This is a genomic window from Streptomyces sp. N50 (assembly GCF_033335955.1).
GTDB lineage: Bacteria > Actinomycetota > Actinomycetes > Streptomycetales > Streptomycetaceae > Streptomyces.
Map to the genome: position 1 here is coordinate 5,280,135 of NZ_CP137549.1, position 25,040 is coordinate 5,305,174.

The 25,040-nt window shown below is 70.3% G+C and carries 26 protein-coding genes; 12 read left to right on the plus strand and 14 right to left on the minus strand.

The features are described 5' to 3' along the window. Window positions 1-5 precede the first annotated feature (5 nt). Window positions 6-944, minus strand: coding sequence for a DUF3558 family protein (locus R2B38_RS23650; protein ID WP_318018040.1), 939 nt, complete (start codon window positions 942-944; stop codon window positions 6-8). Between the two features lie 133 nt (window positions 945-1,077). After that, the gene (locus R2B38_RS23655; RefSeq protein ID WP_318018041.1) at window positions 1,078-1,938 is read right to left on the minus strand and encodes a DUF3558 domain-containing protein; all 861 of its coding nucleotides are present in this window, start codon (window positions 1,936-1,938) and stop codon (window positions 1,078-1,080) included. 282 nt (window positions 1,939-2,220) lie between these two features. Between R2B38_RS23655 and R2B38_RS23660 the strand changes: the two genes are divergently transcribed. From R2B38_RS23660 to R2B38_RS23670, 3 genes are all read left to right on the plus strand, one after another. Next, window positions 2,221-3,414, plus strand: a complete 1,194-nt coding sequence (locus tag R2B38_RS23660; protein ID WP_318018042.1) for an RtcB family protein — start codon at window positions 2,221-2,223, stop codon at window positions 3,412-3,414. A gap of 212 nt (window positions 3,415-3,626) precedes the next feature. Continuing rightward, entirely contained in the window at window positions 3,627-4,994 is a 1,368-nt protein-coding gene (locus R2B38_RS23665; protein ID WP_318018043.1) for a hypothetical protein, read from the plus strand. A gap of 132 nt (window positions 4,995-5,126) precedes the next feature. Then, on the plus strand, window positions 5,127-6,428 hold the full coding sequence (locus R2B38_RS23670; RefSeq protein ID WP_318018044.1) for a PHB depolymerase family esterase: 1,302 nt from the start codon (window positions 5,127-5,129) through the stop codon (window positions 6,426-6,428). 31 nt (window positions 6,429-6,459) lie between these two features. Here the strand turns inward: R2B38_RS23670 and R2B38_RS23675 are convergent, their stop codons facing one another. The 3 genes from R2B38_RS23675 to R2B38_RS23685 all read right to left on the minus strand — a co-directional run bounded on the left by R2B38_RS23675 (window position 6,460) and on the right by R2B38_RS23685 (window position 7,870). Next, on the minus strand, window positions 6,460-6,663 hold the full coding sequence (locus R2B38_RS23675) for a hypothetical protein (RefSeq protein WP_033282441.1): 204 nt from the start codon (window positions 6,661-6,663) through the stop codon (window positions 6,460-6,462). Continuing rightward, window positions 6,663-7,439 carry an SDR family NAD(P)-dependent oxidoreductase gene (locus tag R2B38_RS23680; protein WP_318018045.1) on the minus strand — a complete coding sequence of 259 codons (777 nt, stop codon included), beginning with the start codon at window positions 7,437-7,439 and terminating at the stop codon, window positions 6,663-6,665. The genes R2B38_RS23675 and R2B38_RS23680 overlap by 1 nt, the downstream gene beginning before the upstream one ends. 95 nt (window positions 7,440-7,534) lie before the next feature. Beyond that, window positions 7,535-7,870 carry a YnfA family protein gene (locus R2B38_RS23685; RefSeq protein WP_026151077.1) on the minus strand — a complete coding sequence of 112 codons (336 nt, stop codon included), beginning with the start codon at window positions 7,868-7,870 and terminating at the stop codon, window positions 7,535-7,537. Window positions 7,871-7,994: 124 nt separating this feature from the next. Here R2B38_RS23685 and R2B38_RS23690 point away from each other — a divergent pair, with 124 nt between their 5' ends. The 4 genes from R2B38_RS23690 (at window position 7,995) to R2B38_RS23705 (ending at window position 10,560) form a co-directional block, all read left to right on the plus strand. Continuing rightward, window positions 7,995-8,480, plus strand: coding sequence for a hypothetical protein (locus R2B38_RS23690; RefSeq protein ID WP_318018046.1), 486 nt, complete (start codon window positions 7,995-7,997; stop codon window positions 8,478-8,480). Between the two features lie 87 nt (window positions 8,481-8,567). Continuing rightward, a complete protein-coding gene (locus R2B38_RS23695) occupies window positions 8,568-9,041 on the plus strand; it encodes a MarR family winged helix-turn-helix transcriptional regulator (RefSeq protein WP_033282572.1) in 474 nt (157 codons plus the stop codon). Window positions 9,042-9,302: 261 nt separating this feature from the next. Continuing rightward, window positions 9,303-9,830: a DUF1062 domain-containing protein gene (locus R2B38_RS23700; protein ID WP_318018047.1), complete on the plus strand. Its 528-nt coding sequence runs from the start codon at window positions 9,303-9,305 to the stop codon at window positions 9,828-9,830. Window positions 9,831-10,011: 181 nt separating this feature from the next. Further along, window positions 10,012-10,560 (plus strand): hypothetical protein, encoded by a 549-nt coding sequence (locus R2B38_RS23705; RefSeq protein WP_318018048.1) that lies wholly within the window; start codon window positions 10,012-10,014, stop codon window positions 10,558-10,560. Here the strand turns inward: R2B38_RS23705 and R2B38_RS23710 are convergent. The 4 genes from R2B38_RS23710 to R2B38_RS23725 all read right to left on the minus strand — a co-directional run bounded on the left by R2B38_RS23710 (window position 10,529) and on the right by R2B38_RS23725 (window position 15,002). Beyond that, window positions 10,529-11,245 (minus strand): response regulator transcription factor, encoded by a 717-nt coding sequence (locus R2B38_RS23710; protein ID WP_318018049.1) that lies wholly within the window; start codon window positions 11,243-11,245, stop codon window positions 10,529-10,531. The genes R2B38_RS23705 and R2B38_RS23710 overlap by 32 nt on opposite strands. Then, a complete protein-coding gene (locus R2B38_RS23715) occupies window positions 11,242-12,417 on the minus strand; it encodes a sensor histidine kinase (protein WP_318018050.1) in 1,176 nt (391 codons plus the stop codon). Before R2B38_RS23715 ends, R2B38_RS23710 begins: the two co-directional genes overlap by 4 nt. A 75-nt stretch (window positions 12,418-12,492) precedes the next feature. After that, window positions 12,493-14,121 carry an MFS transporter gene (locus tag R2B38_RS23720; RefSeq protein WP_318018051.1) on the minus strand — a complete coding sequence of 543 codons (1,629 nt, stop codon included), beginning with the start codon at window positions 14,119-14,121 and terminating at the stop codon, window positions 12,493-12,495. Window positions 14,122-14,180: 59 nt separating this feature from the next. Continuing rightward, the gene (locus R2B38_RS23725) at window positions 14,181-15,002 is read right to left on the minus strand and encodes a helix-turn-helix domain-containing protein (protein WP_318018052.1); all 822 of its coding nucleotides are present in this window, start codon (window positions 15,000-15,002) and stop codon (window positions 14,181-14,183) included. Window positions 15,003-15,106: 104 nt separating this feature from the next. On the opposite strand from R2B38_RS23725, the gene R2B38_RS23730 reads away from it, so the two are divergent. The 4 genes from R2B38_RS23730 (at window position 15,107) to R2B38_RS23745 (ending at window position 19,198) form a co-directional block, all read left to right on the plus strand. Further along, a complete protein-coding gene (locus R2B38_RS23730) occupies window positions 15,107-16,192 on the plus strand; it encodes an LLM class flavin-dependent oxidoreductase (protein ID WP_318018053.1) in 1,086 nt (361 codons plus the stop codon). Further along, the gene (locus R2B38_RS23735; protein WP_318018054.1) at window positions 16,189-16,785 is read left to right on the plus strand and encodes an FMN reductase; all 597 of its coding nucleotides are present in this window, start codon (window positions 16,189-16,191) and stop codon (window positions 16,783-16,785) included. The genes R2B38_RS23730 and R2B38_RS23735 overlap by 4 nt, the downstream gene beginning before the upstream one ends. Before the next feature lie 196 nt (window positions 16,786-16,981). Then, complete coding sequence (locus R2B38_RS23740) at window positions 16,982-17,746, plus strand: response regulator transcription factor (protein ID WP_318018055.1); 765 nt, start codon at window positions 16,982-16,984, stop codon at window positions 17,744-17,746. Then, window positions 17,747-19,198 (plus strand): HAMP domain-containing sensor histidine kinase, encoded by a 1,452-nt coding sequence (locus tag R2B38_RS23745; RefSeq protein WP_318018056.1) that lies wholly within the window; start codon window positions 17,747-17,749, stop codon window positions 19,196-19,198. 25 nt (window positions 19,199-19,223) lie between these two features. On the opposite strand, the gene R2B38_RS23750 is transcribed toward R2B38_RS23745, so the two are convergent. Both R2B38_RS23750 and R2B38_RS23755 read right to left on the minus strand, forming a co-directional pair. Then, entirely contained in the window at window positions 19,224-20,591 is a 1,368-nt protein-coding gene (locus tag R2B38_RS23750) for a histidine-type phosphatase (protein WP_318018057.1), read from the minus strand. Between the two features lie 236 nt (window positions 20,592-20,827). After that, entirely contained in the window at window positions 20,828-20,980 is a 153-nt protein-coding gene (locus R2B38_RS23755) for a hypothetical protein (RefSeq protein WP_318018058.1), read from the minus strand. A gap of 170 nt (window positions 20,981-21,150) precedes the next feature. Here R2B38_RS23755 and R2B38_RS23760 point away from each other — a divergent pair, with 170 nt between their 5' ends. Beyond that, window positions 21,151-21,867: a GPP34 family phosphoprotein gene (locus R2B38_RS23760; RefSeq protein WP_318018059.1), complete on the plus strand. Its 717-nt coding sequence runs from the start codon at window positions 21,151-21,153 to the stop codon at window positions 21,865-21,867. 17 nt (window positions 21,868-21,884) lie between these two features. Here the strand turns inward: R2B38_RS23760 and R2B38_RS23765 are convergent, their stop codons facing one another. From R2B38_RS23765 to R2B38_RS23775, 3 genes are all read right to left on the minus strand, one after another. Further along, the gene (locus R2B38_RS23765; RefSeq protein ID WP_318018060.1) at window positions 21,885-22,706 is read right to left on the minus strand and encodes an SAM-dependent methyltransferase; all 822 of its coding nucleotides are present in this window, start codon (window positions 22,704-22,706) and stop codon (window positions 21,885-21,887) included. Window positions 22,707-22,838: 132 nt separating this feature from the next. After that, window positions 22,839-23,867: an NAD-dependent epimerase/dehydratase family protein gene (locus R2B38_RS23770; protein WP_318018061.1), complete on the minus strand. Its 1,029-nt coding sequence runs from the start codon at window positions 23,865-23,867 to the stop codon at window positions 22,839-22,841. Between the two features lie 64 nt (window positions 23,868-23,931). Beyond that, complete coding sequence (locus tag R2B38_RS23775; protein ID WP_318018062.1) at window positions 23,932-24,981, minus strand: aldo/keto reductase; 1,050 nt, start codon at window positions 24,979-24,981, stop codon at window positions 23,932-23,934. Window positions 24,982-25,040 lie beyond the last annotated feature (59 nt).

A 25,040-nucleotide genomic window follows, 5' to 3' on the forward strand; every position in this document is an offset into this window, starting at 1 on the left:
TGCGGTCAACTCTTGTCGGCGGCGGCAGAGGCGGAGGAGGAAGCGGTGGCCGCCGGGGCCTTCGCGTCCGACTTCGCCGCCGACTTGGAGGCGGACGGGGAGGCGGACTTGGCGGGCGACTTGGACGGGGACTTCGAGGGCGTGCTGCTCGCGCCGCCCGAGCCGGAGCCCGAACTCCCGCCCGCGCCCGTGCCGTTGGCCGACGTCACCGCCGCCACCGCCTCCTTCACGGCCTTCTCCGCCGCCTTCGTCAGCGTGTCCGCGCTCGGGGCCTTCTCGCCCGCGAGGCCCGCGCCGTTGTAGTCGATCGTGACGACCACGTTCTCGACCCGCGCCACCACCGTCTGCTGCTTGAAGGCGCCTTCCTTCTTCTTCAGGTCGTAGCGCACCGCCGTCGCCTCGGCGCCCGCGCCCGCGACCGGCTCCGACTTGGCGTTCTTCGCGCCGGTGACGGACTGCGCCTCCCGCACCTGCTTCGCGTAGTACGCGGCGGCCAGCTTGTCGCCCTCGCCCTGCGTCTGCGAGGAGTCGAACCGCAGCAACGACACGTTCAGCCAGCGGAACTGCGAACCCTTGACCCCGTTGTTGTCCAGGCTCGTCCAGGAGCAACTGCCGCGCGACGCCGTGTCGCTGGAGGTGCCCTCCTTGCCCGACTTGGCACCCTTCGGCACCAGCTCGGTCAACGTCTTCTTCGACAGCACCGCACACGGCTCGGGCAGCTTCTGGTACGCCGCCGCCCGCACCGTCGGAGCGGCGGTCGCGTCGGCCGACGTCGTCGCGCCGGGGCCGGTCGTGTCCTTGCCCGCGCCGTCGTCGGAGCCGGAGTCCGAGGAGCAGCCGGCCGCGATCAGCATCACCGGGACGGCGGCCGCGCAGACAAGGAGGCGGCTCAGACGCTTCGCCCGCTGCTGGTCACTGTGGTCTCGCTGTGCTGCTTGATGCATGGTTCCTTCACTCATGACGCTCGTGGTTCCTGCCGTCGGATCGGGTCCGAGGGGCCACGGTACGCGGTGAGTCAGCTGTGCGGTCTCCGTTCACGGCCTTTGCGCGACCGGGCGAACGGCCCTCCAAAACGCCCTAACCGTTGAGCGAGTCGGCCAGCTGCGCGGCCAGTTTCCGCGCCCTGTCCTGCATCTTCTGGCTGTCCGGCACGACACCGACCGTCGCCGGCTGCTCCTCGTACTCGATGGTCACAATGACGTTGGACGTGCGAAACACCACAGTCACCGTGCGCTGCTGAGCCGTCGATCCGGAACTGCTCAACGCGTCGTCGAGGAACGCCTCGTCGCCCAGACCGGAGAGGGTGCGGGGTTCGAGACCGGTGGGGGAGGCGGAGGCGGTGGGGGAGGCCGACGTCGAGTCGGAGGCGGACGCGGAGGACGAGGACGAGGGGGTGGCGGAGGGCGTCGCGGAGTCCGAAGCCGACGCCGAGCCGGACGCCGACGCGGAGTTCGACTCCGTGTCCGACGCCGTGGCGCTCGCCGTCGGCTCCGGGAGATCCGCCGCCGTCTCCTTCGTCGCGAAGATCGTCTGCGCCTGGCTGTCGTCGCTCACGGCGTTGTCGTAGGACACCACCCGCTCGAAGTCGACCAGGAGATGGTCGGTCGCGTCCGTGGACTCGACCTTCCAACGGCAGCCCACCTTGCGGTCCGTGTCGTACGTCAGCGTCGCGTCGCCCGCGTACGCCGCCTCGCGCTGGTCCGGGTCGGCGATCTGCTTGATGCCGGGGAGCAGGGTGTCCAGGGTGCTGTGACCGACCGCGCCGCAGGGTTCGGGAAGCGTGCGGTACTTGCCCGGCTGGGCCACCGCGGTCGCCGTGCCGGCCTCGCCCGGGTTCGCGTCGTCCGTCGTACCGCTGTCGGCCGAGCCGCTGGAGCAGCCCGCCAGCAGCGCCACGAGGAGCGCGGCGGTGCCGGGTACGTACGCCTTCCGCTGCACGGTCGGGCTCCTCTCGACAGGATGTCGGGTGAGTGTTCGGGTCGGTGTCGGGCGTGGGGTGCCGGCTGTGTTCGGCGCCCCTCGACCCCTTGAACGATCCAGGGTCTGCCAGTGTCCCCGCTGGTTAATCGCTTGCCGCACCGGGGGACCCCCTGGAGACAATGTCTATCGCACGTACAGCCGTTGACGCCGGTCCGCTGTCCCTTTCGTTGACCTTGGCGCCGGTTTTGCGATGTATGACTTTTGACTTTTTTTGATGGTTTCCGGGGGAATGAGGACGATATGTCGTACGTGGAGATGCCGGGCGCGAAGGTACCGATCCGCATGTGGACCGACCCGGCGTCGGTCGAGGAGGGCGCGCTCCAGCAGCTGCGCAACGTCGCGACCCTGCCGTGGATCAAGGGCCTGGCGGTCATGCCGGACGTGCACTACGGGAAGGGCGCGACGGTCGGGTCCGTCATCGCGATGCGGGGCGCGGTGTGCCCGGCGGCGGTGGGGGTCGACATCGGCTGCGGCATGTCCGCGGTGAAGACGTCACTCACGGCGAACGATCTTCCCGGCGATCTGTCGCGGCTGCGGTCGAAGATCGAGCAGGCGATTCCGGTGGGGCGGGGGATGCATGACAGTCCGGTGGAGCCGGGGCGGTTCTACGGGCTGGCCACCGGCGGGTGGGACGACTTCTGGGGGCGGTTCGACGGAGTGGCCGAAGCGGTCAAATTCCGTCAGGAACGTGCACAAAAGCAGATGGGAACGCTTGGATCCGGCAATCACTTCACAGAAGTGTGCATAGACGGCGACGGTTCGGTCTGGCTCATGCTCCACTCCGGGTCCCGGAACATCGGCAAGGAACTCGCCGAGCACCACATCGGTGCGGCGCAGAGGCTCCCGCACAACCAGGGCCTGGTCGACCGTGACCTCGCCGTCTTCATCGCGGACACCCCGCAGATGGCGGCGTACCGCAACGACCTGTTCTGGGCGCAGGAGTACGCGAAGTACAACCGCACGATCATGATGGCGCTCCTGAAGGACGTGATCCGCAAGGAGTTCAAGAAGGCGAAGCCGACGTTCGACGCCGAGATCTCGTGCCATCACAACTACGTGAGCGAGGAGCGGTACGAGGGCGTCGACCTGCTGGTCACCCGTAAGGGAGCGATCCGCGCCGGCTCCGGCGAGTACGGGATCATCCCCGGCTCGATGGGCACCGGTTCGTACATCGTGAAGGGCCTCGGCAACGAGAAGTCCTTCAACTCGGCCTCGCACGGCGCCGGTCGGCGCATGAGCCGTACCGCGGCCAAGCGTCGCTTCTCGACGAAGGACCTGGAGGAGCAGACACGGGGTGTGGAGTGCCGTAAGGACTCCGGCGTCGTGGACGAGATCCCGGGCGCGTACAAGCCGATCGAGCAGGTCATCGATCAGCAGCGGGACCTCGTCGAGGTCGTGGCGAAGCTGAAGCAGGTCGTGTGTGTGAAGGGCTGATTTCTGGAACTCCGCAGGAGCTTTGAAATTCCTGCGGAGCTCTGTAAGTCCTCTGAGATCGCTGTGAATTCAGGACGTCCGTGCACGTCACATGCATGCTCCATTCGTGAAAGCATTGATTGCGCGCGACCCTTATTGCTGACCCCGAAATTCACTGTGATGCTGCCCGCGAGTTGGCCCCACCCCACCCGCAGCTTCTCGGAGGACAGCACATGCGTGAACAACAGCAGAATCAGGGCGAGTTGAGCCGGCGGACCGTCGTGGCCGCCGGTGCGGTCACCGCCCTCGCGGCGACCGCCCTCGGCACCGCCACCTCCGCGCAGGCCGCCACGAAGGCCACCGGCGGGCTGAAGGCCGGTGTCGGGAAGGCCGCGTTCACGCCCGGTGCCTCGCTGCTGCCGCTGGACAACTTCACCGCCGTGCACGACGACCTCAACGTCCGTGTCCTGCTGGTGGAGTCCGGGTCCCGGCGGATCGCGCTGGCCGTGCTGGACCTGACCTCCATCAGCGCGGAGGCGGTCGCGCTGATGCGGGACGCCATCACCGCGGCCTCCGGCGTGACCGCCGCGAACATCATGGTCACCGTCACGCACTGCTTCTCCGCGCCGCACGTGCAGGCGAGTTCGTCCTCCGCCGGGGCCGCCGCGTACGTCCAGAACATCGTCGCCGCCACCAGGTCCGCCGTCGCCGACGCCGTGCAGAACCTCCAGGACGCCGAGGTCGGCTACGGCTCCGGTCGAGTTGACGTCAACGTGAACCGCAACGTCCTCACCGCCGACGGCTATTGGCTCGGCGTGAACGAGCAACTGCCCTCGGACAAGGGCGTGTACGTCGCCCGCTTCAACGACCTCGACGGCAACCCGATCGCCGTCCTGGCCAACTACAACGTGCAGAGCTGCGTGATGCAGGACTCCGTCATGGCCGACGGCACTCTCCCGATCTCCGCAGACCTCGCGGGCGCGGCCGTGGCGCACGTCGAGACGCAGTACCCCGGTGCCGTCGGCTTCTGGCTGGTGGGCGCGTGCGGTGACCAATTCCCGGCGTACCGCTCGAAGCGGTACACGATCGACAAGGACAAGGGCTGGACCTACGGCGTCGATCTGCACGACGCCGGGTTCGCGCTGCTGACCGCGCAGGGTGAGCGGCTCGGCAACGAGATCGTGCGGGTGGCGCAGGGGATCAGTAAGTACGAGAGCGGCAAGCAGGTCGTGGTGCGGCTCGTCACCGACGACATCACCACGACCCAGGTCACCGGGCCGCAGGCGAGCGCGCCGACCAAGACCGTCACCTTCACCCCCACCGGCACCGCCCAGGTGCCGCTCTGGGTCTTCCAGGTCGGCAAGGGCGTCTTCGCGGGCGTGGAGCCGGAGTTGTCGACCACGACCGCGAACACGATCCGTGAGAACTCGTCCTTCTCCAGCACGTTCGTCATGTCGATGTTCGAGGGCGGCGCCAAGAACATGCCCGACACATGGAATTTCGACCACGTCACTTATGAGGCGGTCGACGGTTTCTACATCAAGGGCACCGCGGAGAAGGCCGTGGCGCGAATCGATCGCATCATCAAGTCCCTGAACTGAGCCGAGGGGATGAGCGAAATGGCTACAAGGCGTGCGTTTTTAGGGCGGGTTCTGGGAATGACGGCGGTTGCCACCACGGGCCTGGCCGCTTGTGAATCGCATTCGTCGGGCAGCGGGGGCGGCGGTGGGCATATGAAAAGCGCCACCGCGATCACCGAGGTCTACGGCGACGGCCAGAAATTCATCGCGGTCGCCGTCGAGTACGACACCGAGATCGACACGTCCAAGCTCTCGGCGTCGTCCTTCAAGGTCGAGGGCCGGACCATCACGAAGGTCTACGCCAACACCAGTGCGGCGACGGCCGATCGGGGCACCGACGGCAAGTACGTCATCGTCGAGCTGTCCCCCGACGACAAGAGCGCCCTGTTGTGGGGAGGCGTGGGGTCGGGCGAGGGCGCGCCGGGGACCGCCCAGCCGTCGGCCTTGGCCACGGCGTCGAGCGCGCCCTCGGCGTCCTCCTCAAGCAGCCCCTACGTCATCCCCGGCCCCCAGGTGGGCTCGACGGGCGGACCCGCCACCATCAGGGCGGCGAAGGGCACCGTCACCCAGGCCGGCACCGTCACGACCAGTGCCGGCACCGGTTACGCCGGCGGCGACGCCAAGGTCGGTACCAGCAGGACGGTGAACCTGATCGTCGACGACTTCGAGCAGTTCACGTACAAGGACTCGAAGACCGGCAGGTCGCTGCCGTACAACCTCTACATCCCCAAGGGCTACGACCGGAGCAAGTCCTATCCGCTCGTCCTCTTCATGCACGACGCGAGCCTGATCACCACCACGGTGCGGGCGACGCTGGTGCAGGGCCTGGGCGCGGTGTGCTGGGCATCCCCCGAGGACCAGGCGAAGCGCCCGGCGTTCGTGCTGGCGCCGCAGTACCCGGAGGTGGTCGTCGGCGACGACTACAAGCCGACGGCACTCTTCGACACCACCGTCGACCTGGTCAGGTCACTGACCGCGAAGTACAGCATCGACACCGATCGCCTGTACTCCACCGGCCAGTCCATGGGCGCGATGATGACCCTCGGCCTGAACATCAAGTACCCCGACCTCTTCGCGGCCTCCTGGGTGGTCGCCGGTCAGTGGCCCTCCGCCCCGGCCGCGCCGCTGGCGAGGAAGAACCTCTGGGTCACCGTCTCGCAGGGCGACACCAAGGCCTATCCCGGCGAGAACGCCATCATGGCCGTCATCGAGAAGGCCGGGACGAAGGTCGCCCGCGCGGTCTGGGACGGGCAGTCCACCGCGGCGGAGTTCGCCGCGGACGTGAAGGCCGTGGTGGCCAAGCGCACGACGGTCAACTACGCCTCGTTCAGGAAGGGTTCGACCCTGGCCGGGGGTCTGGCGAACGCGCACGGCGTCGAGCACAACTCGACGTGGCCGATCGCCTACACCATCGAGGGCATCCGGGCGTGGATCTTCCAGCAGCGGAAGGCCTAGCCAACCCCCGGGTCCAACTCCTGGGCCGCGCCTACTTGTTCGGCGCGTGCATCACCGCGTAGATCATCACGAACGCGACGAGGTGGATGCCGAAGAGGAAGTAGCCGAGGAAGTACCAGACCTTGCGTTCGTTCCTGGTCTCCTCGGCCAACCGGCGCTTGTCCAGGGCCTGTTGGGAGTTGTCCGGGCCGGCCGGACTGTTCGGGCCGGCCGGGTCTCCCTCCGCGTCGGGCATCACAGCTCCCGGTGGACCTTGGTGTTCGAGGCCTGGGCGCGGGGGCGGACGACGAGGAGGTCGATGTTGACGTGGCTGGGGCGGGTGACCGCCCAGGTGATGGTGTCGGCCACGTCGTCGGCGGTGAGGGGCTCGGCGACGCCCGCGTAGACCTTCGCCGCCTTCTCCGCGTCGCCGCCGAAGCGGGTCAGCGCGAACTCGTCCGTCTTGACCATGCCGGGCGCGACCTCGATGACCCGCACCGGGGTGCCGACGATCTCCAGGCGCAGGGTCTCGGCGAGGACGTGGGCGCCGTGCTTGGCGGCGACATAGCCCGCGCCGCCCTCGTACGTGCCGTGTCCGGCCGTGGAGGAGACGACCACGACCGTGCCGTCGCCGCTCGCGGTGAGGGCGGGGAGCAGGGCCTGGGTGATGTTCAGGGTGCCGAGGACGTTCGTCTCGTACATCGTGCGCCAGTCGGCGGGGTCGCCGGTCGCGACCGGGTCGGCGCCGAGTGCGCCGCCCGCGTTGTTGATCAGCACGCCGATCGTCTTGAACGCGGTCGCGAACTCGTCGACGGCGGCACGGTCGGTGACGTCGAGGGCGTATGCCGTGGCCTGGCCGCCGTTCGCGGTGATCTCCTCGGCGAGCGCCTCGATGCGGTCCTTGCGGCGGGCGGTGAGGACGACGCGGTAACCGGCCGCGGCGAGCTGCCGGGCCGTGGCGGCGCCGATGCCGCCGCTCGCCCCGGTGACGACCGCGATACGGGAGGCGGCGGACGGTGCGGCGGTGGCCATGGGCTGCTCCTCGGGACGGATCAACGAGATCGATCGTATGGATCAACGAGATCGTATGTACGACTCCGTCCAGGATAGGGGGGCGCGGTTCCGGCTCAGTTCCCCCTGGGCGCCCACATGATCACGGCCATCCCGGCCAGGCAGATCAGGGCGCCGGTGATGTCCCAGCGGTCGGGGCGGTAGCCGTCCGCGACCGCGCCCCAGGCCAGTGAACCGGCGACGAAGATCCCGCCGTAGGCCGCGAGGATGCGGCCGAAGTGGGCGTCGGGCTGGAAGGTGGCGACGAAGCCGTAGACGCCGAGGGCCATGATCCCGCCGCCGATCCACAGCCAGCCGCGGTGTTCGCGCACCCCCTGCCAGACCAGCCAGGCGCCGCCGATCTCGAAGACGGCGGCGACGACGAAGAGGGCTGCGGAGCGGAGCACGAGCATGGGCGTCATCAGATCACGCGGGTGTCACCTGATGGACGGCGCCTGTCGCCCGCTCCGCGTGGGATACATCCGTACGACCACGGTGGCGTGGTGCAAGGGCGCGGCGTACTGAGGAGCGGATCGCATGCGGGTACTAGGGGTACTACGGACTCTCGCTGTCGGGGGTGCCGCGCTGGCGGTGATGGGCGCGGCCCCGGGGCTCCCCGGGCACCCGGACATCCCCGGCCCGGAGGCGGATCTCGCCTATCACGGCTCCGCGACTATGACCGGCGGCCGGGTCGACGTGCGGTTCACCCCGCGCAACCACGGTCCGGCCGCGGTGCCCGACGCGACCGTACGGCTGCGCTGGTCGAAGCCGCTCGCGGACGCGCAGACGCTGCCGCAGGGGTGTGCCCGGTCGGGGGAGCGGGTGGTGGTGTGCCGGACGGGGGCGCTGGCCGCGGACGCGGTGGGCGAGCGGATCGAGGTGCGGGTACGGCTGCGGGACGCGTCCTCCGAGGTGCTGCTGGAGCTGGACACGGTGTGGGGCGGGGGCGCGGTGGACGGGAACCGGGCCAACGACCAGCAGCGGGTGCTCGTTCTGGACACCGGTGACACCTACTACTTCTGAGCCACACCCGTAGGACCGAGGAGCCACGCCCGCGACCACGTCGTACGATCTCGATCTCCGCACGGCACAGGCGACGAGGGGTTTGACATGTCCGGGAACGCGCGGGCGCGGCTGCTGGACGAGTTGTCCTCCGTATCGCGCCGGTACATGGCGTCGTACGCCCTGTTCAACCAGGCCGTCGCCGACCGGCTCGGGCTGCACCCCACCGATCTGCAGTGTCTGAACCTGCTCACGCTGGAGGCCGGGCCCGTCACCACGGGCCGGGTCGCCGAGCTGACCGGGCTGACGACCGGGTCGGCGACGCGGCTGGTGGACCGGCTGGAGCGGGCCGGGTACGTCGTCCGGGAGCGGGACGCGGAGGACCGGCGGCGGGTGCTGGTGGCGACCGTGCCGGAGAAGATCACCGAGTTCGGGCGCATGTGGAACCGGCTCGGCGGCGGCTGGTTCACCCTCTTCGACGAGCTCGGCGACGCCGAACTCGCCGTGATCGTCGGGCACATGAGGCGGACGGTGGAGTTCAGCGGGCAGCAGATCGCGCGGCTGCGGGCGGGGGACGTGTAGCGCCGGGGAGCCGACCTCGCGTAGGGCCGGTGGCGCCGACCTCGCGTAGTGCCGGGACGCCGAAAACCCGTTGAGCGGCGCCGTCCCGCGCCGTTATCGTCCTGCCGAATCCAGTCGTCTGGGCGAGGACGTGCCGTTGTACACCGTGTGAGACCCCCCGAGTGCTGATCTGTCGCGCGTCGCGCCTGTGCGCCGCGCCTCTTTCCGCTGCGGACTTCTCACTGGAACCGGTGTACTTCTGTGCTCGCGACCTGGTTTGTCATGCCCACCCGCCTTCCCCTTGTCCTCCGCCGTTGCCACGCGTGCGCGTCCGAACGCTTCCGGGCGCACGGAAAGTTCCGCGTCAACGCCCACCACAAGCTCATCGACGCCTGGCTCCTCGCGCTCTGCTGCGGCTGCGGGGACACCACGAGAATCACGGTCCTGGAGCGGGCGAACGTGCGCTCCGTACGCCCCGGACTGCTGGACCGGCTGCACGCCAACGACCCTTCCCTGGCAGCCGAGTTGCTCCAGGATCCGGTGCTGCGGCGCCGTAACCGCATCGCCCTCGACTGGGAGGGCGCCTGGCGTCTCGACACCGGCGGAACGGAGCACCTGGACCGCGAGGTGATCGACGTGTCGGTGCGTTTCGCGGCGCGGATACCCCTCCGGCCGGTGCGGCTGATCGCCGAGGGCTGCGGTCTGTCGCGGGCCGAGGTCGGGAGGCTGATCGGGGAGGGGAGCCTCGTGTCGGGAGTCCGGCTGAACGCCAGACTCACCGGCGACTTCACCTTCACGCTCAAGCGCTGAGGGCTCAGCGCTTCTCGTGAGCGGGGGCCTGCCCCGAGGGACCCCTAGGGGCAGGCTCCACCTCGCGTCTCCACCCGGAAATCCACCCGTGGGTCCGGGAGCTTTTCCGGCTTCGGCGGGAGAGTCGGACTCAGGAAAACGCGAGGCGGGGACACCGCCGGAGACCGAGGAGTGCGACGTCATGACGGACATGGAGCAGGCGCTGACGATCAGCGGGGGCATCTTCGCGGTGATGATGCTGACGCAGTACGGGCGCCGGAAGTACGACCTGCACAAGGTGCTGATGCCGATCGGCACGGTGTCGGCGGTCGGGTACTTCTATCTGAGGGGGCTGCCCACCCAGCACGTCGACGTGGTCGTCTATCTGGTGGGCGCCGCGATCGGGCTGGCCTGCGGAGTCGTCGCCACGTTCACGACCGGCGTGGAGCGCGACCCGGCCTCGGGCCGCGTCCACACCCGGTGCGGCGCGGGGTTCGTGGCGATCTGGACGGCGGTGGTCGCGCTGCGCGTCGCCTTCATCTACCTCGCCGAGCACAACACCTGGTTCCGTGACCACCTCGGCACGTTCATGGCCGAGCACCAGATAGTCCAGGACGCCATCGCCCCGTTCTTCGTCATCATGGCGCTGGCCATGGTCCTCACCCGGGTGTTCCTGCTGCTGGCCCGCGTGCGCTTGCTGGCACCGGCCGGGGCCGCCCTCAGCCAGGGGTCTTCACCAGTCCGTGGATGAACGCGTACTTCACGGCATGCGCCCGGTCCCGCAGATGTGCCTTGGAGAAGAGGTTGTTGATATGGGTCTTCACCGTGGCCTCGCTCACCACCAGCCGCTCGGCGATGCCCCGGTTGGTCAGTCCCTCGCCGATCAGCGTGAGCACCTCGACCTCCCGGGGAGTGAGGTCCGGGGCGAGTCCGGTGCCCGGCCGCTCGACGGGGGCGCCGCCCCGCGCGGCGGCCGCGACGAGCCGGTCCCGTACGGCGGGGTCGAGCACGGACTGCCCGGCCGCCGCGGCCCGCACCGCGCGGGTGATGTCCTGCCGGCCGGACTCCTTGGTGAGGTAGCCGCGGGCACCGGCACCGAGCGCGGCGAGGATGTACTCCTCGTCGGCGAAGGTGGTGAGCACGACGACGGCGACCTGCGGGAAGCGCTCGGTGAGCAGCCGGGTGGCCTCGACCCCGTCCATCCGCGGCATGTTGAGATCCATCAGGATCACGTCCGGGGAGTGCGCCTCGGCGGCGAGCACGGCTTCCCCGCCGTCCTTCGCCGTCGCCACGACCTCCACGCCGGGCTGCAGATCCAGTACGGTCGCCAGCGCCTCGCGGACGGCGGTCTGGTCGTCGGCCACCACCACCCGCACGACGGCCTGCTGCTCGCCCGGCACGGAAGGTTCCCGCTCGCCCTGTCGCCCGTCGCTCATCCCGGGATCACCACGCGCACCAGCCATCCTCCTGAGTCGTCGCCGTCCACGATCGGCCCGGCCGTGACCGTGCCGCCCACCAGGTCGAGCCGCTCGCGCATCCCGACCAGCCCCATCCCGCTTCCCGCACCGGCCAACGGCCGCGAGCCCTCCGGCGGCGCGGAGTTGACCACCTCGAAGACGGTCTCGTCCGGGAGGTGCTCCTGTCGCTCCCCGTACTCCAGGCGCATGCGGACCGGGGCGCCGGGCGCGTACTTGTGCGCGTTGGTCAGCGCCTCCTGGGCGCAGCGCACGATCACCTGGGCGAGGCGGACGGGCAGTTCACGCTCCGGCCCGTCGACGGTCAGCGTACCGGCGTCGGACACGGAGCCGAGCATGGACCGCAAGGTCTCCACCAGCGGCAGCGCGTCCTCGCGCAGGTCCCCGACCGTGCGCTGCACCTCGGTCAGCCCCGAGCGCACCAGGCTCTGCGCGCGCTGGGCCGCCTGCCGGGCCCGCTCGACGTCACCGGACTCCAACAGGGCGTCGGTGACCTCCAGTTGCATGTTCACCCCGGCCAGCGAGTGGGCCAGTACGTCGTGCACGTCCCGGGCGATCCGGGCCCGCTCGGCGAGTGCCTCGGCCCGCGCCTCGGCCCGGGCGGCCAGCTCGGCCTGCTCGGCGGCGGCCCGGGCGGAGCGCAGTGCGTCGGTGTGGGCGCGGTTGGAGAGCCCGACCAGCACGCTGACACCGGTGAAGGCGCCCACGACCCACGAGGTGCCGTGGCCGCCCCACGGCAGCAGCAGCACACCCGCGCACAGGGCGCTGGTGGCCGCCGCGAAGGGCAGCGAGCGGCGGCTGTCGAGACGGTATCCGGCGTGCCCGGTGGCGAAGTACGCGAACAGGGCCGACGCCCCGGAGCGGTCCAGCGCCAGCAGCGCGGCGGCCCCGGCCGACCAGACGCACAGCACCGCGAACTGCGGCCCCGGCGCTAGCCGCCCCTCCGGGATCAGCCGCGTGCACGTCATCAGCGAGACCAGGACGAGCAGACACAGCACGGCGAGCCCGGTCCCGGAGAACCCGATGGGCCGCACCACGATCGCGCCGACGACGATCGCGGCGACGGTGCCGAAGACCTGGATGGGGTTGTTGTCCGCCGTGAACCACCGGGTCACGGCCTGAGTTCGGTTCACCGCGGCTCTCTTCCCACTGTCGTCCGGCCGCAGCGAAAGCTACCAGCGTGCGGGTCCACCCCGGCCCGTCGGCGCTCAGTGACCATGGTCGGCCGGCGCCGAGCGCGGCAGCAGCCGTACGAGACACAGGCACAGGGCGACGGCCGCGGCGACCACGCCGAGGCTCACGAGCAGGGCGTGGGCCGTACCCCCGCCAACTGCCTTGAAATACACGGTGGTCACGGCCGCCGCGCCGATCGCGTTGGCCAGTTGCTGCACCGCGTTGAGCGAGCCGCCGGCGCTGCCCGCCTCGGAGGGTTCGATGTCGCCGATGGTGACGTCGTAGATCGTGCCGAAGCAGGTGCCCATGCCGAGCCCGACGAGAAGGAGGGGCGGAACGAGAGCCCAACCCCCGGTCCCCGTACCGGAGTTGGCGACCAGTGTGGCGAGGTGGCCGCAGCCCGCCAGGATGATCAGCAGGCCGATGGCGGCGAGGCGGCGGCCGTGGCGGTGGACGAGCCGGTAGCAGGCGATCGAGGCGACGACGATGCCGGCGGAGAGCGGGATCAGGCCGAGGGCGGTGCCCGCGGGGGAGCGGCCGAGGCCTTGCTGGAAGTAGAGGGAGACGACGTAGAGGAGTCCGGCGACGGCGGCGAAGGCGACGACACCGAGGAGGAGGCCGGCGGTGAAGCCGCGGTTGTGGAGGAGGGAGGGGCGGATGAGCGGTTCCGGTGCGGTGCGCTGGCGGTGGCAGAACCCGGCGAACAGGGCGAGGCCGAGGAGCAGGAGGGCGGGCGCCGGTCCCGTCCAGCCGTGCTCGGAGCCGTGGATGATCCCGCCGAGCAGGCCGAGCATGGCGCCCGTGATCAGGGCGGAGCCGGGGCCGTCGACGGGGGCGGTGCCGTCGCCGGTGTCGTGAGGGAGGAGGCGCAGGGCGGCGAGGAGGGCGCCGCCGCCGAGGAGGAGGTTGATGAGGAACATGGGGCGCCAGCCGAGGCCGCCGAGATCGGCGTCGACGAGGAACCCGGCGAGGATCGGCCCACCCACCGCCGACAGCCCCATCACCGGCCCGAACAGGCTGAACGCCTTGCCGATCTGGTCCCGAGGCCAGCTCGCGCCGAGGATGCCGAAGCCCTGCGCGATGAGCAGCGCCCCGAAGGCGCCCTGCACGAGCCGGGCGACGACCAGGAAGACGGGGCCGGGAGCGAGCCCGCAGGCGATCGAGGCGACGACGAACCCGGCGAGCCCGGCGAGGAAGACCCGCCGCCGCCCGTACCGGTCGCCGAGCCGTCCGCCGGGGACGAGGAGGACGCCGAGGGCGAGGGCGTAGGAGGCGCCGAGCCACTGGACGAGGGCGGGGCCGCCGCCGAGGTCTCTTGCGATGGTCGGGGCGGCGATGTTGGTGATCGTCGAGTCGAGGAGGTCGAGGACGTCGGCGGCGAGGATCACGGCGAGGATCGCCCAGCGGGTGTGGGCGGGGAGGGGAGGTTTTTCGGGGTGTTCGGGGTGTTCGGGGTGTTCGGGGAGTTCGGGGTGTTCGGGGAGTTCGGGTTCGCCGGGTTCTCCGGGGCCTTCGGGTTCGCCGGGTTCTCCCGGGCCTTCAGGATCGCCGGGCTCTCCGAGGCCTTCGGGTTCGCCGGGTTCTCCCGGGCCCTCGGGCTCGCCGGGTTCTCCGGGGCCTTCGGGTTCGCCGGAATTGCTTGCGTCGTGCATTGTCTGTGTCACGCAGATGAATGTGCGTGAGGAGCCCCTCGCCGGTCAACCGGATTAACGCGATGGGTTGGTCAGGGCGCGCCCTGGACTCCCTGCACGCCCTGTGCGTACGCCGTCGGTGTCACCCCGACCGTTGCCGTGAAGTCCCGGACCAGGTGGGCCTGGTCGGCGTAGCCGAGGTCGGCGGCGAGTCCTGCCCAGTCCACGGGCTCGTCGGCGCCAGCGCGCTCCAGGGCCTCGTGGATGCGGTAGCGCAGGATGACCCACTTCGGGCCGACGCCGACGTACGCGGCGAAGAGGCGTTGCAACAGCCGTACGGACAGGCCTTCCGCGTGGGCGAAGTCGGTCACGCGGCGGATCGTGCGGTCGGTGCGGATGCGGTCGACCAGGGTGGTCGCGAGGTCGGCCTGTGGGTCGGGCCGGGGGCCGAGGGCGAGGAGGAAGGTGTCGAGGGCGGCGACGCGGGCGGTCTCGTCGGGGAGGTCGAGGACCGTGGCGGGGTCGATGTCCGGGAACACGTCGGGTTGCCGGACCCGCTGCCCGGTCCAGTCGGACACCGGGCGGTCCGGGGTGACGGAACGGAAGGCGCCGGGGCGGAACTTGATGCCGCAGACCCGTCCCCGTCCCTCCAGCTTCTGCGCGAAGAGGCCGTGCGGGATGCCCGCGATCTCGACGAAGGCGTCCTCGCCGGCGAGGTGTTGGAAGACGATGTGGACGGCCGGGTGCGGGACGACGTGGGAGACGTAGGGCTCGGTCAGGTCCCAGTCGATCAGCCAGTAGTGCTCGATGTACGGGCGGAGGGGTTCGGCGGGTTCGGGGCGGCGGAAGCGCACGCGGGCGAGGAGTTCGGCGGGGTCGACGATTCCTCGGGTGTCGCGGTGCGGGACGGCCATGTACGGATCGTAGAACCGCCCACTGACAGTGCGCGGAATATGTGTGAGGGGGTGGCCGTTGGAGGGTATAGTTGAATAATCAACAACCTGGAGGGTGAACGACCATGCAGTTCGGGATCTTCAGCGTCGGCGACGTCACACCGGACCCGACCACCGGACGGACGCCGACCGAGCGTGAGCGCATCAAGGCCATGGTCGCCATCGCGCTGAAGGCCGAGGAGGTCGGGCTCGACGTCTTCGCGACCGGGGAGCACCACAACCCGCCGTTCGTGCCCTCGTCGCCCACCACGATGCTCGGCTACATCGCGGCGCGGACCGAGAAGCTGATCCTCTCCACCTCCACCACGCTCATCACCACCAACGACCCGGTGAAGATCGCGGAGGACTTCGCGATGCTCCAGCACCTGGCCGACGGCCGGGTCGACCTGATGATGGGCCGCGGCAACACCGGCCCGGTGTATCCGTGGTTCGGCCAGGACATCCGTCAGGGCATCAACCTCGCCATCGAGAACTACGCCCTGCTGCGCCGCCTGTGGCGCGAGGACGTCGTGGACTGGGAGGGCAAGTTCCGCTCCCCGCTCCAGGGCTTCACGTCGACGCCGCGTCCGCTGGACGACGTACCGCCGTTCGTCTGGCACGGCTCGATCCGCTCGCCCGAGATCGCCGAGCAGGCCGCCTTCTACGGCGACGGCTTCTTTCACAACAATATTTTCTGGCCGGCCGACCACACCAAGCGGATGGTCGAGCTGTACCGGGAGCGGTACGCGCACTACGGCCACGGCACGCCGGAGCAGGCGATCGTCGGGCTGGGCGGGCAGGTGTTCATGCGCAAGAACTCGCAGGACGCGATCCGCGAGTTCCGCCCGTACTTCGACAACGCTCCGGTCTACGGCCACGGGCCCTCCCTGGAGGACTTCACCGACCAGACCCCGCTGACGGTCGGTTCCCCGGAGGAGGTCATCGAGAAGACCCTCGCGTTCCGGGAGTACGCCGGTGACTACCAGCGCCAGCTGTTCCTGCTGGACCACGCCGGGCTGCCGCTCAAGACGGTCCTGGAGCAGCTGGACCTGCTGGGCGAGGAGGTCGTACCGGTGCTCCGCAAGGAGTTCGCGGCGAACCGTCCGGCGGATGTGCCGGACGCGCCGACCCACGAGTCGCTCAAGTCCGCTCAGGAGGTGAGTGTCGTATGAAGCTCGTAGTCGTCTCGGCGGGGCTGAGCGTCCCGTCGTCCACGAGGTTGCTGGCCGACCGGCTGGCGACCGCCACGGCGGGTGTCGCCTCGGCGGACATCGAGGTCATCGAGTTGCGCGACCTCGCCGTCGAGATAGCGCACAACTTCACCAACGGCTTCCCCGGCCGCTCGCTCGCCGCCGCGCTGGACGCGGTGACGGAAGCGGACGGTCTGATCGCCGTCACGCCGGTGTTCTCGGCGTCGTACAGCGGACTGTTCAAGTCCTTCTTCGATGTGCTGGAGAAGGACGCGCTGGTGGGCAAGCCGGTGCTCATCGCGGCGACGGGCGGCAGCGCCCGCCACTCCCTGGTGCTCGAACACGCCCTCCGCCCGCTCTTCGCCTACCTGCGCGCCGTGGTCGTCCCGACCGGGGTCTACGCCGCCTCCGAGGACTGGGGCGCGGAGGGGTTGCCGGAGCGGATCGAACGGGCGGCGGGGGAGCTGGGGGCGTTGATGAGGGGTCTGTCGACAGCCCGGCCGACGAGCAAGCCGACGGTCGTCCCGTTCGCGGAACAGTTGGCGGCACTTAAAATCAGCCCGTCCGGCGTTTGAGGACGAGGCCCCTTCAGGGCCGATGGGGGTCTGGGGGCGCAGCCCCCAGGGGCGGTCACCTCGACGTACCCGACCGTGAGAAGACGGTAGGAGCTGAACCCGGGTTGCGCCCGCCTCGGTGAGAGCCAGGTAAAAAGGGTGATCGTAGACCTGCCCCCACCGGTCAACCGCCGGAGGCCTTGGCACACTGGGTGCCGTGCCCCAGACTGTGCTGCTCGCCGAAGACGACCGTGCCATCCGTCATGCCCTGGAGCGGGCCCTGACCCTGGAGGGCTACCAGGTGACCGCGGTCGCCGACGGTGTCGAGGCGCTCGCGCAGGCTCACCGCACCCCACCGGACGTGCTGCTTCTCGACGTGATGATGCCCGGCATCGACGGCCTCCAGGTCTGCCGGGTCCTGCGCGCCGAGGGCGACCGCACCCCGATCCTCATGCTGACGGCACTCGTGGAGACCGCCGACCGCATCGCGGGCCTGGACGCGGGCGCCGACGACTACGTCGTGAAGCCCTTCGACGTGGAAGAGGTCTTCGCGAGGCTGCGCGCCCTGCTCCGCCGCACCAGCCCGGTCCCGGCGAACGGCGTCCCCGGCACGACCACCGCCTCCGCCACGGACGTACTGCGGGACGGCCCGCAGGCGGCGTACACGACCACGCCCGCCGACAAGCAGATCACCGCGGCCGGCCTCCGCATGGACCTCCAGGCCCGCCGCGTCTGGCGCGACGAGCGTGAACTGGAGCTGACCCGGACCGAGTTCGAGCTCCTCGAACTGCTCGTGCGCAACGCGGGCATCGTCCTGGACCACTCCACGATCTACGACCGCATCTGGGGCTACGACTTCGGCCCCGGCTCCAAGAACCTCGCCGTCTACGTCGGCTACCTGCGCCGCAAGCTCGACGAGCCCGGCGCGCCGCAGCTGATCCACACGGTGCGCGGCGTGGGTTACGTGCTGCGGGAGGACTGAGTGGGCCGCCTGCGGCGGTTCGTGGCCACCAGGCGACCCAGACTGGTTTCACTCCGCACCACGTTCGTGCTGTCCTTCGCGGCGGTGACCGCGGTGGTCACGCTGCTCGTCGGCGTGCTGTCGTACGGCGCCGCGGCCCGGCTGGTCCGGGTCGACCAGGAGTCCGTGTTCGACCAGGTCGTCCAGGATCTGCAGGACGAGGTGCGGACGCACCAGATGACGACCGAGGACTTCTCCTCCTCCGCGCCCGGCCACGACATCGTGCGGCCGGCCCGTACGGACGTTCAGGTGCTCGGGCGGGACGGCGGGGTCCTCGACAGCGGGAGCCCGGCGCTGCCCGTCACCGGCGACGACCGGGCGATCGCGGGCGAGCGGATCGCCGGGAAGACGGTGGAGCACAAGGACGTCGCCGTCGGTGAGGACGTGTACCGCATCGCGACCGTCTCGCTCGGCGCCGGGCGGGGCGCGGTGCAGGTCGCGCAGGAGTTCAGCGACACGGAGGATCTGCTGCGGGCGCTGCAGCAGCGGACGTTCGTGCTGATGGCGGCGGTGGTGGTGCTGGCCGGGCTGTGCGGCTGGTGGCTGGCGCGGCGCATCACCCGGCGCCTCATCATCCTCACCGCCGCCGCCGAGGACGTGGCCCGCACGCGTCGGCTCGGCGTCCAGGTCCCGGTCACCGGTTACGACGAGGTGGGCCGGCTGGGCCGGGCCTTCGACCGGATGCTCGGGCGCCTCGCGCAGTCGGAGGAGGACCAGCGCCGCCTGATCCAGGACGCGGGCCACGAACTGCGCACCCCGCTCACGTCGTTGCGCACGAACATCTCCCTGCTGCGGCGGATCGACGAGCTGCCGCCCGCCACGCGCGAGGAACTGGTCGCCGACCTCTCGCTGGAGGCCCGCGAACTCACCGACCTGGTCAACGAGTTGGTGGACCTGGCGGCGGGCCAGTCCGACACCGAACCGCCCCAGCAGGTCGACCTCGCCGACATCGCGGAGGACGTGGCGGGCCTCGCCCGTCGCCGCACCGGCCGTGACATCACCGTCCGCGCGAGCGGTGACACGACGACCGACGGCCGCCCCGGCATGCTCCAGCGCGCGATCTCCAACCTCGTCGAGAACGCGGCCAAGTTCGACCGCGCGGGCCAGACCCCGATCGAGATCTCGGTCTCGGGCCCGGCCCGCCCGGGTACGGTCCGCGTCGAAGTCCTCGACCGCGGCCCCGGAGTCTCGGAAACCGACCTCTTCCGCATCTTCGACCGCTTCTACCGCGCGGCCGACGCCCGTTCCCTCCCGGGCTCGGGCCTCGGCCTCTCGATCGTCCGCGAGGTGGCGCTCGCCCACGGCGGAGCACCGTTCGCGCTACGACGGGACGGCGGCGGGTCGGTGATCGGGTTCACGGTCGGGGGCGTCGCGGAACCGAGGACGGGCCCCGGGACACGCGGCCGGGGCTGACGGCAGCCCCGGCAGGTCCCGTACGTCAGTTGGCCGTACGCCCGAAGCAGCGCTCCAGCTCGTTCAGGTCGTAGAACTTGCTGCCCTTCGAGACGGGACGGCAGCCGGCCTTGAACGCCGTCTCCTTCTCGTTGTAGAGCATGCGCACGAGGTAGGTGTTGCCCTTGCGGAACACGTCCCACTGGATGTTGGAGCCGAGCGGCGCGACGGCCGCTCCCCGCCACGGGTTGCTGCCGTAGGTGTACGGCTTGGCGGTGGTGACGCCCTTCGTGCTCCCCGGCAGGCCCATCAGCGCGGCCAGCGGGATGATCTCCTCGGCGTGGGTGAAGCGGAGTTCGGCGCCCAGGTCGCTCGTGCCGTCGCGCTTGGCCTCGGCCTTCTTGAAGAAGTCGTCGAGCAGGACGTTCGCCATCTTGTACGTGATGTCACTGTCCGCGAAGCCCGGCCCCTTCTCGTAGAAGTCCTCGGCGTCGGAGATGTACCCGAACCAGTCGGCGTCGCCCGCCGAGATGTACCGGTCCATGCCCCAGCCCTTGCCGCCCGGGCTCTCCTCGCTCATCGCGGGGGCGATGGCGTACAGGTTGTAGACGGCGGTGGCGGCCTCGACGTCGGTGCCGATCGACGCGAACTCGCCCGCCGTGATGCGGTCCACGAACGCCGGCTTGAACAGCTTCTTCAGTACGTCGCGTGCGGCGCGGTGGGTCTTCGGCTGGTCGGTGACGGCCTTGAGGGTGGCCGCGAGGCGCTTGTCGTTGGCGATGTAGTCGCGGTAGGCGGCCCCGCCGTCGGCCTTGTGGAAGTAGAGGAGGTCCTTGTCGGTACGGGTCGCGCCGATGAGGGAGGTCAGGTCGGGGTCGGTCTGCGCGAGCGCGGCGCCGTAGAGGTTGGCGCTGTCGACGGCACGTCCCTGCCCCGAACTGACCACATCTATCGGCTCCTTGTTCTTCGCGATCGACGCGAAGAGGGTCGGCAGCCGCTTCTCCATGCGTACGGCGGTGTCGTGGATCTCCTCCTTGCCGCGCGCGCTGAGGTTCCCGTAGCCGACGGTGCTCATGGCGGCTTCGAGCGCCTGCGCCTTCGGCCCGAACTCGCGGCCCTTGGCGGTGAGTTGGCCCTCGGCCTGCGCCTTGTCGAGGAGCGCGAGGATCAGGTCGCCGTCCGAACTGTCGGTCGCGGAACGGGATCCGTGCCGCGACACGTTCTCGGTGAAGACGGGGGTGAAGCCGGCCGGGACCTTCTGGTACGAGCGGGAGTTCTGCTCCGGCTGGTACACGGCCTTGGTGCCGTAGCTGTCGGTGTGGGCGTTGCCGTTGCCGGGGGCGGCCTGGGCGGCGAACGGGGTGGCCAGCAGCGCGGTGACGCCGAGGACCAGGGCGGGAGTGACACGTCTCATGAGGCGCATCGTTCGTGGGGGATGTGAACGGCGGGTGCACTGGGGGTGACTCTGAGGGCCTGGCTTTCGCGGCGTTTTGGCGGTGCTTTGTCGGCGCTTGTCGGCTGTGCGGGGGGTCGCTGGAGGCTGGGGGTAAATCTAACCCCTGTCTGCTCAGGTGACCGGTTAGAAATAACCCCAGCCTGCGGGGAGTAGACATGTTGTTCGGGACGCTGGCCTCATGTGAACACGTGGGTTCACGGGCGCAGTGTGCCGTCCGCCGGGGCGAACAGGTGGGCCATCGCCTGCCAGAGGGGCATCACGCGGGGGGTGGTGTGCGGGGTTCGCCGGGAGGGGGACGGCTGGGCGGTGCGGGCGGCCTTCGTGAGGGAGACGGCGGTGTGAGGCATGTCGGTTTCCTTCCGGCGAGTCGTTGACTTCGGCCTTGGCCTTTGACTGTCGGCCTCGACCTTGTGAGATCAACGATGCCGTCGCCGGGCCGCCGCCACGAGGGGGTGGGCTACCTGGTTGGGGGTGCAGCTGGCACCACCATCACGCCGTGCCGTGCAGAATGCACCGCATGTTCGGACCCGCCGCGCTCCAACGCCTGTCCCTGCCCGAGGAGTTCGCCCTCCTGTCGTACCGGGAGAACGGCAGGGTGCCCAACTCCGCGCAGACAGCGGCCGGTTGCGCGGCCGCGGAGCTGGGTGAACTGGCCCTGCGCAGACGCCTGTTGGTCAGACCGCGGAAGACCAGAAAACTGGGCGTCGAGATCTACCAGCTCCGCGGTGAGATCGAACTGTCGCCCAACACGGCCCGTACAGGCCTGACTTGGGCGGACGACCTGCTGTCCGCGTTAGGGGCCCGCGCGGCCGGCCTGGCTCCCCGCCCCCTGACGGTGACCCGCTGGCTCAGGGAACGCGGCCGGGAAGCGCTGGCACTCCACACCGGTGCCCTCACCGAGCGAGGGGCGCTGCGCCACAGCCCCGGCACCCTCCTCACCAGAACCCGCCACCACCCGGACCCGACCCTCCGTACCGCCCTGCTCAACGGCGTCCGTGCCGTCCGCGCCGAACAGGTGCCGCTCGATGAACACATGCTGTTCCTCTGCGACCTGCTGGACGGCGCCGGCCTGACGAAGGACTTCGGCCTCACCCTGACCCGCCCGCAACGCCTCGAGCGCGCCCGCGGCATCGGCGCGGCGGGCGCCCTCCCGGAAACCCTGCGCGACACGAGCACCGTGCTGGGCTTCTCGCTGCCGGGCCGGGAGGGCAGGACGATCACGATAGGTGACTAACTGTGGGGCGCCGACGGCTAGTTGTCCTTCCGCGCCACCCCGCCGTAGATCCCGATCGGCGCGGCGCCCGGGGCCGGAGTCTCCTCGGGCCGCCAGTGGGTGACGCGGACCAGGCCCGGGTCGACGAGCGTGAAGTCGCCGAAGAAGTCCAGGACTTGGGCGTGGGTGCGGAGGTTGAGGGTGGCGGTGGCCCGGTTGTAGACGGACGCCGCGTCATGCCGGCCGTCCTCGTGGACATCGCCCGTGGCGTGCGACAGGACGAGGTAGGAACCGGCCGGCAGCGCGTCGCGCAGGGTGGCGACGATGCCGTAGGGGTCGTCGCTGTCGTCGGACAGGAAGTGGACGACGGCGACCAGCAGGACCGCCACCGGCTGGTCGAAGTCGATGGCCTTGCGGACCTCGGGGTGGTCGAGGATGGAGCGGGGGTCGCGCAGGTCGGCGAGGATGACGGAGGTGTCGGTGTCCTCCATGAGCGCCATCGAGTGCGTGCTGACGATCGGGTCGTTGTCGACGTAGACGATCCGCGTGTCCGGGGCGATGGCGTGCGCGATCTGGTGCACGTTCGGCTCGGTGGGCAGCCCGGTGCCGATGTCGAGGATCTGCCGCACCCCGCCCTCCGCCACGACGTGCCGGACGGCCCGGTGCATGAACCGCCGGTTGGCCCGCACGCCCTCCCGCACCTCCGGCGCCGCCTTGATGAACTGCTCGGCGGCCTCCCGGTCGACCTCGTAGTTGTCCTTGCCGCCGAGGAAGTAGTCGTACATCCGGGCCGGGTGGGGCTTGCTGGTGTCGATGATCAGTGGCTGCGCGCCACTGCCGTCCCCGCTGGGAGAGGTCATGAGGCCAGGCTCCGTCTTGAAGAGTCGCTGTCAGATCATCATCCTGACACGCCTGCCGCCGGGGTCAGGGCCACACCGGGCAATACGGTTCCCGAAGTTCCGAGGTGTTTCCGCCGTCCGTCGGGAGTGTTCTCACGCCCCTGTCGCCAGGCCGTGCGCGAGGAGGCTCTCCGCGGTGTCGGCGATGGTGTCGGCGACGGGGCGGGGTGTCCAGCCGAGGAGGCGTTGCGCCTTCGCGCCGGTGGCGTCGAAGTCCTGGCCGAGTTGCGGGCGCAGCGCGCGCAGTCGGGGGTCGAACCGGCTGAGCAGGCGGGCCAGGGGCAGGGGGAGTTCGCGCGTGGGTGCCTTCGCGGCGCGGTCGCCGAGCCGCCCGCGCAGGACGCGGGAGACCTCGACGGTGCGCAGGCTGCGGCCGGCGGAGGCGAGCCAGCGCTCACCGGCCGCGGCGGGGTCGGTCATGGCACGCAGATGAAGGTCCGCCACGTCGCGGACGTCGACCCAACTCGATCCGAACGGCGGGCAGACGGCCATCTCGCCGTCGAGCATGCCCCGGATGATCCGCAGCGACGGCGGATCGTCGGGCCCGAGGACGGGTCCGAGCACGCCGACCGGGTGCACGGCGGTGAGTTCGAGCCCGTCGCCCTCGTCCTGGACGAACCGCCAGGCCGCGCGCTCGGCGAGCGTCTTGGACCGCTGGTACGGCGGGATGTCGGCGTCGACGTCCGTCCAGTCGTCCTCGGTGAACGGCGTCGAGCGAGGCGGATGCCCGTAGCCGACGGCGCCGAACGCGCTGGTCAGCACCACTCGGCGGACGCGGGCGTCGCGGGCCGCCCGCAGCACCCGTAGAACGCCCTCGCGAGCGGCGTCGACCATCGCCTCTTCGCTCTCCGGCGCGTTCCGCAGTGTCGGCGAGGCGACGTGCAGCACGTACGCGCATCCGGCGACCGCCTCGGCCCACCCGTCGTCACCGCGCAGATCGGCCCGTACGACGGTCAGCCTCGCGGCGTCGAACTCGGCGGCGGTGTGCAGGTGCGCGCGGAGCGCGGGCTCCCGCCCCAGGTCGCGCACGGTCGTGCGGACGTCGTGCCCGGCGCGCAGCAGCGCGAGCACGCACCAGCTCCCGATGAATCCGGATCCGCCGGTCACCAGTACCTGTGTCATCGATGTCTCCTTGAGGCGTGACGCGTAAGCGAGTTGGTCATGTGCGGGCACTCGTCCCCCGGCGTCACGACAGCGCCATACCGGGGATGCGGGCCCGGATCGCGTCGAGTTCGGCCTCGTCGGACACACCCTGCCAGTCGTGGCGAGGCGTGTACGGGGCCTCCAGCTCACGCACCTCGTCGTCGGTCAGCTCGACGTCGAGGGAGGCCACCGCGTCGTCGATCTGCCGGATCGAGCCGGCCCCGACCAGGGGCGCGGTGACGACGGGCCGGTGGCGCAGCCAGGCGAGGGCGATCTGCGCGCGGCTCACGCCGTGCGCGGCGGCGACCTTCCCGACGGCGTCGACGATCGCGTGGTTGGACGCGTCCTCGGTCGGCGAGTAGAGCAGGTCGGCGTAGCCGCCGTCGGTGGCGGAACGGTTCGTGGACCTCGCGTCGGCCCAGGCGCGCGCCAGCCGGCCGCGGGCCAGCGGGCTCCAGACGATCGTGCCGACGCCCTCGTCCAGGCACAGCGGGATCATCTCCCGCTCCTCCTCACGGGCGAGCAGGTTGTAGTGGTCCTGCATCGACACGAACCGCGCCCAGCCGTGCCGTTCCTGGAGGTGCAGCGCCTTCGCGAACTCCCACGCGTGCATGGACGATGCCCCGAGGTAGCGGACCTTGCCGGCCCTGACGAGGTCGCTGAGGGCTTCGAGGGTCTCCTCCAGCGGGGTCGCGTGGTCGTTGCGGTGCACCTGGTAGAGGTCGATGTAGTCGGTGCCCAGGCGGCGCAGCGAGTGGTCGACCTCGGTCATGACCGCCTTGCGCGACAGGCCGCGGCCGTTGGGCCCCGGGCGCATCGGGTGCCGGAGCTTGGTCGCGATCACCACGTCGTCGCGGTCGGCGAAGTCCTTGAGGGCGCGGCCGAGGATCTCCTCGCTGGAGCCGTTGGAGTACAGGTTGGCGGTGTCGAAGAAGTTGATGCCGGCTTCGAGGGCGTGCTTGATCAGGGGGCGGCTGGTCTCCTCGTCGAGGGACCACACGGGGTGGCCGCGGTCGGGTGCGCCGTAGGTCATGGCGCCGATGGCGACCGGCGAGACGTCGAGGCCGGTGCGGCCGAGTTTGATGTAACGCACGAGGGAGCTCCTACAATGGGGAACGAGAGTAAACGGAGAACTCTCCGCTTGGCCCTTGC

What these genes read in the sequence shown, in the direction of transcription:
- R2B38_RS23650 (WP_318018040.1), bottom strand. Translation starts at nt 944, where the DNA reads ATGCATCAAGCAGCACAGCGAGACCACAGTGACCAGCAGCGGGCGAAG.
- R2B38_RS23660 (WP_318018042.1), top strand. Translation starts at nt 2,221, where the DNA reads ATGTCGTACGTGGAGATGCCGGGCGCGAAGGTACCGATCCGCATGTGG.
- R2B38_RS23665 (WP_318018043.1), top strand. Translation starts at nt 3,627, where the DNA reads ATGCGTGAACAACAGCAGAATCAGGGCGAGTTGAGCCGGCGGACCGTC.
- R2B38_RS23670 (WP_318018044.1), top strand. Translation starts at nt 5,127, where the DNA reads ATGAAAAGCGCCACCGCGATCACCGAGGTCTACGGCGACGGCCAGAAA.
- R2B38_RS23675 (WP_033282441.1), bottom strand. Translation starts at nt 6,663, where the DNA reads ATGCCCGACGCGGAGGGAGACCCGGCCGGCCCGAACAGTCCGGCCGGC.
- R2B38_RS23680 (WP_318018045.1), bottom strand. Translation starts at nt 7,439, where the DNA reads ATGGCCACCGCCGCACCGTCCGCCGCCTCCCGTATCGCGGTCGTCACC.
- R2B38_RS23685 (WP_026151077.1), bottom strand. Translation starts at nt 7,870, where the DNA reads ATGCTCGTGCTCCGCTCCGCAGCCCTCTTCGTCGTCGCCGCCGTCTTC.
- R2B38_RS23690 (WP_318018046.1), top strand. Translation starts at nt 7,995, where the DNA reads ATGCGGGTACTAGGGGTACTACGGACTCTCGCTGTCGGGGGTGCCGCG.
- R2B38_RS23695 (WP_033282572.1), top strand. Translation starts at nt 8,568, where the DNA reads ATGTCCGGGAACGCGCGGGCGCGGCTGCTGGACGAGTTGTCCTCCGTA.
- R2B38_RS23700 (WP_318018047.1), top strand. Translation starts at nt 9,303, where the DNA reads ATGCCCACCCGCCTTCCCCTTGTCCTCCGCCGTTGCCACGCGTGCGCG.
- R2B38_RS23705 (WP_318018048.1), top strand. Translation starts at nt 10,012, where the DNA reads ATGACGGACATGGAGCAGGCGCTGACGATCAGCGGGGGCATCTTCGCG.
- R2B38_RS23710 (WP_318018049.1), bottom strand. Translation starts at nt 11,245, where the DNA reads ATGAGCGACGGGCGACAGGGCGAGCGGGAACCTTCCGTGCCGGGCGAG.
- R2B38_RS23725 (WP_318018052.1), bottom strand. Translation starts at nt 15,002, where the DNA reads ATGGCCGTCCCGCACCGCGACACCCGAGGAATCGTCGACCCCGCCGAA.
- R2B38_RS23730 (WP_318018053.1), top strand. Translation starts at nt 15,107, where the DNA reads ATGCAGTTCGGGATCTTCAGCGTCGGCGACGTCACACCGGACCCGACC.
- R2B38_RS23735 (WP_318018054.1), top strand. Translation starts at nt 16,189, where the DNA reads ATGAAGCTCGTAGTCGTCTCGGCGGGGCTGAGCGTCCCGTCGTCCACG.
- R2B38_RS23750 (WP_318018057.1), bottom strand. Translation starts at nt 20,591, where the DNA reads ATGAGACGTGTCACTCCCGCCCTGGTCCTCGGCGTCACCGCGCTGCTG.
- R2B38_RS23755 (WP_318018058.1), bottom strand. Translation starts at nt 20,980, where the DNA reads ATGCCTCACACCGCCGTCTCCCTCACGAAGGCCGCCCGCACCGCCCAG.
- R2B38_RS23760 (WP_318018059.1), top strand. Translation starts at nt 21,151, where the DNA reads ATGTTCGGACCCGCCGCGCTCCAACGCCTGTCCCTGCCCGAGGAGTTC.
- R2B38_RS23765 (WP_318018060.1), bottom strand. Translation starts at nt 22,706, where the DNA reads ATGACCTCTCCCAGCGGGGACGGCAGTGGCGCGCAGCCACTGATCATC.
- R2B38_RS23770 (WP_318018061.1), bottom strand. Translation starts at nt 23,867, where the DNA reads ATGACACAGGTACTGGTGACCGGCGGATCCGGATTCATCGGGAGCTGG.